We start from the raw sequence: 6000 nt of genomic DNA on the forward strand, positions 1-6000 counted from the left end.
CCCGGAGACTCCCCGCCACTGAGTCCGAAGTGCGCGGGACTGACACCGATCACCACCGGTCTCGCCCGTCGCGACACCGGTTCGACCACATTCCCTACACCCCGTCGACACACGAACATAGTTGAGAGGGAGTCAATTCAGAAGGGGCAGGTTCCGCACAGTGCGCCCCCCGATCGGAGTACGGGTCTGGTACGTCCCGTTTCCGCACGTTCGCGCACCCGCGTCCGCCCCCGCTGACCTGCCCCCTTTCAGCTCGCCCCGACATCATGCCCGGCGCCGCGCACACCCGGCCGCCGGTCACACAAATTGCCGGGGCTGTGGACAAACAACAGCGCCGGGTGCGTCATGGGATGGTGAAGGAACGTGCGCGCATTCTGGTTGTCGGCGGCGGCTACGTCGGGATGTACACGGCACTGCGTCTGCAGCGGAAGCTGAAGGGCGAGCTCAGGCGGGGTGAGGTCGAGATCACCGTCGTCACCCCGGACCCCTACATGACGTACCAGCCGTTCCTTCCCGAAGCGGCCGCCGGTTCGATCTCCCCTCGCCATGTCGTCGTACCGCTGCGGCGCGTCCTGGACCGGTGCCATGTCGTCGTCGGCGAGGTCACCTCCATCGACCACGCGGTGCGCACCGCCGCCGTCCACACACTCGCCACCGCCGAGGAGGGAAAACCGGCCGAATTCCTCGGTTACGACGAGCTCGTGCTGGCCCCCGGCTCGATCTCCCGCGCCCTGCCCATCCCCGGCCTCGCCGAATACGGCATCGGCTTCAAGACCGTCGAGGAGGCCATCGGGCTGCGCAACCACGTCATCGAACAGATGGACATCGCCTCCTCCACCCGCGATCCCGCCGTCCGCGACGCCGCCCTCACCTTCGTCTTCGTCGGCGGCGGCTACGCGGGCGTGGAGGCGCTCGCCGAGCTGGAGGACATGGCCCGCTACGCAGCGCGCTACTACCACAACGTCCGCCCCGAGGACATGAAGTGGATCCTCGTCGAGGCCTCCGACCGGATCCTGCCCGAGGTCGGCGAGGAGATGGGCCGCTACACCGTCACCCAGCTGCGCCGCCGCAACATCCAGGTCCTGCTCAACACCCGCCTGGACTCCTGCGCCGACCGGGTCGCCGTCCTCAGCGACGGCCAGCGCTTCCCGACCCGTACGGTCGTGTGGACCGCGGGTGTGAAGCCCAGCCCGCTGCTCGCCGCCACCGACCTGCCGCTCACCGAGCGCGGCCGGCTCAAATGCACCGCCCAGCTGACCGTCGACGGCACGGAGCACGCCTGGGCGGCCGGCGACGCGGCCGCCGTACCCGACGTCACGGCTGCCGAACCCGGCACCGAGACCGCCCCCAACGCCCAGCACGCCGTCCGCCAGGCCCGGACCCTCGGCGACAACATCGCCCGCGCGCTGCGCGGCGAGCCCCTTCAGACGTACGCCCACACGTACGTCGGCTCGGTCGCCTCCCTCGGCCTGCACAAGGGCGTCGCCCAGGTCTACGGGCGCAGGCTGAAGGGCTACCCTGCCTGGTTCATGCACCGCGTCTACCACCTCAGCAGGGTGCCCACCTTCAACCGAAAGGCCCGCGTGCTGGCGGAATGGACCCTGGCCGGACTCTTCAAACGGGAGATCGTCTCGCTCGGTTCGCTCGAACATCCGCGAGCCGAGTTCGAACTCGCTGCCGGTGGAAAGCCTCCTCACAGCCCCTCGGACAACCCGAAGGGGTCGTCCTGACCGGACCCAGGAACTCCCCGGCCCGCCCAGGCGTCTGACGGATGTCGCCGCGGCGCGCCCCCTGCCAGACTGCCCCACGTCCTCGGACGGGCCACCCGCCCGTCCTTAAGCACCCACGAGGCTTCTTCCCAAGTGAACTTCACGCGCTGGAGCGCCCGGCTCCCCGGAACGCAGCGCCGCGCCGCCGCGCGGACCGAGACCCCGGTCTCCCCCGACCGGCGGGGGGAAGGCTCCGTGCCCGCGGCCCGCGCCGAACGGACGGCCGACGGCACGGCCCCGGTGCCCGCCGTCGACGAACTGCCCGCGCGCGACGTCCTCGACCGCGTCCCGGCCCTGGTCGCCCTGGTGCACGGCCCCGACCACCGCATCGCCTACGTCAACGACGCGTACACGGCGGCCTTCGGCGTACGGCCGATGGGCACGCCCGCGCGGGAGGCGCTCCCGGAGCTCGCCGAACTCGGCCTGCTTCCCCTCCTCGACCAGGTGCTGCGCAGCGGCAAGCCCCGCACCCTGAAGTCCCGCAAGGCCGTCGACGGCCGCTCGTACACCTTCACCTGCACCCCGGTCGACGAGGACGGCGACCGCGACGGCGGCGTGCTCGTCTTCGCCACCGACGTCACCGACCACGCCGAGGCCGCCGAACGGCTGCGCGCCAGCGAGCGCCGCCAGCGCGAGACGGCCGTGACCCTCCAGCGCTCCCTGCTCCCCCAGGAACTGGAACAGCCCGACGACCTGCGCATCGCCGCCACCTACCAGCCCGGCGGCACCGAGGCGGCCGTCGGCGGCGACTGGTACGACGTCATCACCCTGGGCGGCGGCCGCACGGCCCTGGTGATCGGCGACGTCATGGGCCGGGGCGTGCGGGCGGCGGCGGTCATGGGCCAGTTGCGTACGGCCGTGAGGGCCTACGCCCGCCTGGACCTCCCCCCGCACGAGGTGCTCCAGCTGCTGGACGGCCTGGCCGCCGAGATCGACGCCAACCAGATCGCCACCTGCGTCTACGCCATCCACGACCCCAACGAGGGAAGGCTGGTGTACGCCTCCGCCGGCCACCTGCCGATCCTGGTCCGCGACGAGAACGGCACCGTCTCCCGCGCCGACGAGCCCACCGGCCCACCGCTGGGCACCGGCGGCTGGATGCACGCGTCGGGCTCCATCGCCCTCGGCCCGGGCTCCACGGCCGTCCTCTACACCGACGGCCTGGTCGAGCGCCGCGACGAGGACCTGGACGAGGGCATCGCGGCCCTCGAAGGCGCGCTCGCCGGCGCCACGGGCACGCCCCAGGTGATCTGCGACCGCCTGGTCCGCTCGGCCGGCGTCACCGCCGACCACGACGACGACGTCGCCGTCCTCGTCCTCCAGCACCCAGCCCGTACGGGCCCCGACGGCGACCTCTTCCGCAACGCGGCCCTGGAACTCCTCGGCGGCGTCGAAGCGGCGCCCCGTGCCCGTGCGTTCGCCTCCGGCGTGCTGACGAGCTGGCGCTTCCCGCCCGAGCTGCACGATCTCGGTGTCCTCGCCGCGAGCGAGCTGGTCGCCAACTCCCTCCAGCACGGCACTCCACCGATGCGGCTGCGGCTCCGCCGCACCGACCGCCGCCTGATCATCGAGGTGACCGACGGCGACGACCACCTCCCGCGCCGCCGCCGCGCGGAACCGGGCGACGAGTCCGGCCGGGGCATCGCCATCGTGGCGACGATCGCCTCCACCTGGGGCTGCCGCAGAACGCCTGGCGGCGGCAAGGCCGTGTGGTGCGAGTTCGTACTGCCGAAGGGCTAGGCGCCGTGGGGGTGCAGGTGCGCTGCCGGGAGCGGGCACGCCGTGGCCGGTCGCGCAGTTCCCCGCGCCCCTGGGGAGTTGCAGTCGCCCCATCCGGAGGGGCGCCGTAGCTGCGGCAGTCGTGCCGCTGGTGCGGCGCCCACCCGGCAGCTGTGGTCGTACCCCGCGTAGCTGCGGGCAGTCGTGCCGCTGGGGCGGCACGGGTGGGCGCAGCGGCACCTCCCAGCGAGCAGCGCCCCGGGCCTGCCCAGCACCCGCACCGGGTGCCGCACGACTACGCGGCCAGGGACTCCGCAGGTGCCCCACCCCGGGCGACCACCCGGGTCCCGCGGGCCAGCCAAGGCCGGTCCTGCACCGGGGTGAGCCGCCGGCCCAGCCGCAGCGCCAGCACGCTGATCCCCAGCGAGAACGCCAGGAAGGTCACCACGTACGGCCCGTGCAGCTCGGCACCCAGCGGCCCGCCCACCGCCGGACCGACGGCCAGCGCCAGCTGCTTGACCAGCGCGAACGCCGAGTTGTACTGCCCGGCCATCCCCTCGGGAGCCAAGTCGGCGACGAGCGGAGCGACCGTCGGCGACAGCATCGCCTCACCCAGCCCGAACAGCGCGTACGTCGACACGAACGCGGCCGTCGCCATCTCCCGGCTGCCATGCCCCAGCCCCGCGTACCCCGCGGCCAGCCAGGCCACGGCCCAGATCAGGCCGACACCGGCGATGACCCGGGACCGCCGCCGACGCTCCACGAACTTCAGCACGGCGAACTGGGCGACCACGATCATCAGCGTGTTCGCGGCCAGGGCCGTCCCCAGCGCGGAGGTGGATATCCCGGCCGCCTCGACGCCGTACGCGCTCAGCCCGGACTCGAACTGGCCGTAGCAGGCGAAGAACAGCACGAAACCCAGCACACACAGCTGCACCATCGCCCGGTTCCCGAGCAGCTGCTTCCAGCTGCCTCTCCCCGACCCGGCCGGGGCGTCCTCGATACGCGGCGAGTGCGGCATCCGCACGGTCGCCATCACCGCGACCAGCAGCAGGAACATCGCGGCCTCGATCGCGAACAGCAGCGTGAACGACGACACGCGCGTGGTGTCGACGAGGTGCCCGCCGATGAGCCCGCCTATACCGAGGCCCAGGTTCTGCAGGAAGAACTGCATCGCGAACGCCCGCGACCGTGTGTCGGCCGTCGAGCAGTCCACGATCATCGTCGCCAGCGCCGGCTGCATCACGGCCTGCCCGGCACCGAGCGCCGCGGCCGACAGCAGTACGGCGGTGGCGTTGCCCGCGAGGCCGAGGCTCAGCGCGCCGAACGCGGCGGTGACCAGGGCGGCGAGCAGGACCGGCAGTGGGCCGCGCCGCACGATCGCCCGGCCGGCGAACGGCAGCACGAGCAGCGCGGCCACGGCGAAGACGGCGAGTACGAGACCCGCCGTCATGGCTCCCAGGCCCCGCACCTGCGCCACATAGACGTACAGGTAGGGGACGGTGAAGCCGAGCCCGAACGCGCTGAGTGCGTTGCCCACGTGGATCCGGCGCATCGCTGCGCCCATCGCCCTGGTCACGTTCACCTCTCTCACTAGTTAGACCTGAAGACTTCAAAGCTAAAGTTCGAAGCTAAAGACTACACATGGAAGGACTTCAACGCAAAGGCTGTGCGTGCGATACTGCGGCCATGGCCGACACAGCCCCCGACCTCACAGAGCCGACGCTCGAAGAGCAGATCGCCGCCTACCAGCGCGAGTTCCGGGACCTGGACCCGCAGGTCGAGAAGATCGTGTCGGCGCTGTCCCGGCTCAACCGCCGGATGAACGTCGCCTACGGCCGCCAGACCGCCGCCCTCGGCATCAGCAACGCCGAGTGGGAGGTACTCAAGGCACTGGTCCTCTCCGGCGCCCCGTACCGCATGGGCCCGAGCGACCTCGCCAAGCGGCTCGGTCTCACCCCGGCCGCGATGACCCACCGGATCGACCGCATGGTTTCCGAGGGACTGGTCACCCGGGAGCGGGACGAATCCAACCGTGTACGGGTCATCGTCGAGCTGACCCCGGAGGGGCGGGAGAAGTGGCTGGAGGCCATGCGCCTGGCGACGGTCTTCGAGGAGGACCTGCTCCAGGACCTCACGCCGGCGGAGCGTGCGGTCCTCGGCGAGGTCCTGACCAGGCTGCTGATCAGGGTGGAGCACGCCCAGCCGGACGCCGGCGGCCGGCTCAGCGACCTCGACTGAGGCCGTCGGCGACCGGCGCAAAAAATCTTGACAGACGGGTGTTGACACGCCCCAGGGCGATCCGTAAAGTTCTTCGGGTTGCCACGGAGCCGTAACGGTTCTTCGACAGCCTCCGCCGCCTCGAGCGGCACCCCTCACACCTGCAGCACGATCTCCCGGACGGGTTGTATTCGGCGTGCCCGAATTCAATTCGAATGGAAGCCCGGCGGTCCGATTGGGAATCGCCGAGCGGATCCGCTAAGGTTTGAGACGTCGGAACGGCCCAACGAGG

The 6000-nt window shown here is 71.5% G+C and carries 4 protein-coding genes; 3 read left to right on the forward strand and 1 reads right to left on the reverse strand.

Annotated elements, in window-relative coordinates; genetic code table 11:
- The first annotated feature begins 350 nt into the window (after positions 1-350).
- Complete coding sequence (locus ABB07_RS20430; protein WP_208900050.1) at positions 351-1730, forward strand: NAD(P)/FAD-dependent oxidoreductase; 1380 nt, start codon at positions 351-353, stop codon at positions 1728-1730.
- Positions 1731-1862: 132 nt separating this feature from the next.
- Positions 1863-3509: an ATP-binding SpoIIE family protein phosphatase gene (locus ABB07_RS20435; protein WP_208900051.1), complete on the forward strand. Its 1647-nt coding sequence runs from the start codon at positions 1863-1865 to the stop codon at positions 3507-3509.
- Positions 3510-3783: 274 nt separating this feature from the next.
- Here the strand turns inward: ABB07_RS20435 and ABB07_RS20440 are convergent, their stop codons facing one another.
- Positions 3784-5067 carry an MDR family MFS transporter gene (locus ABB07_RS20440; protein ID WP_244189440.1) on the reverse strand — a complete coding sequence of 428 codons (1284 nt, stop codon included), beginning with the start codon at positions 5065-5067 and terminating at the stop codon, positions 3784-3786.
- A gap of 110 nt (positions 5068-5177) precedes the next feature.
- On the opposite strand from ABB07_RS20440, the gene ABB07_RS20445 reads away from it, so the two are divergent.
- Complete coding sequence (locus ABB07_RS20445) at positions 5178-5729, forward strand: MarR family winged helix-turn-helix transcriptional regulator (RefSeq protein WP_142218721.1); 552 nt, start codon at positions 5178-5180, stop codon at positions 5727-5729.
- Positions 5730-6000 lie beyond the last annotated feature (271 nt).

Origin of the sequence: Streptomyces incarnatus, assembly GCF_001027185.1 — a bacterium.
GTDB classification, from domain to species: domain Bacteria; phylum Actinomycetota; class Actinomycetes; order Streptomycetales; family Streptomycetaceae; genus Streptomyces; species Streptomyces puniciscabiei.

Bases quoted from the DNA above. Each gene is read 5' to 3' on its own strand.
- ABB07_RS20430 (WP_208900050.1), top strand. From the start codon at position 351: ATGGTGAAGGAACGTGCGCGCATTCTGGTTGTCGGCGGCGGCTACGTC.
- ABB07_RS20445 (WP_142218721.1), top strand. From the start codon at position 5,178: ATGGCCGACACAGCCCCCGACCTCACAGAGCCGACGCTCGAAGAGCAG.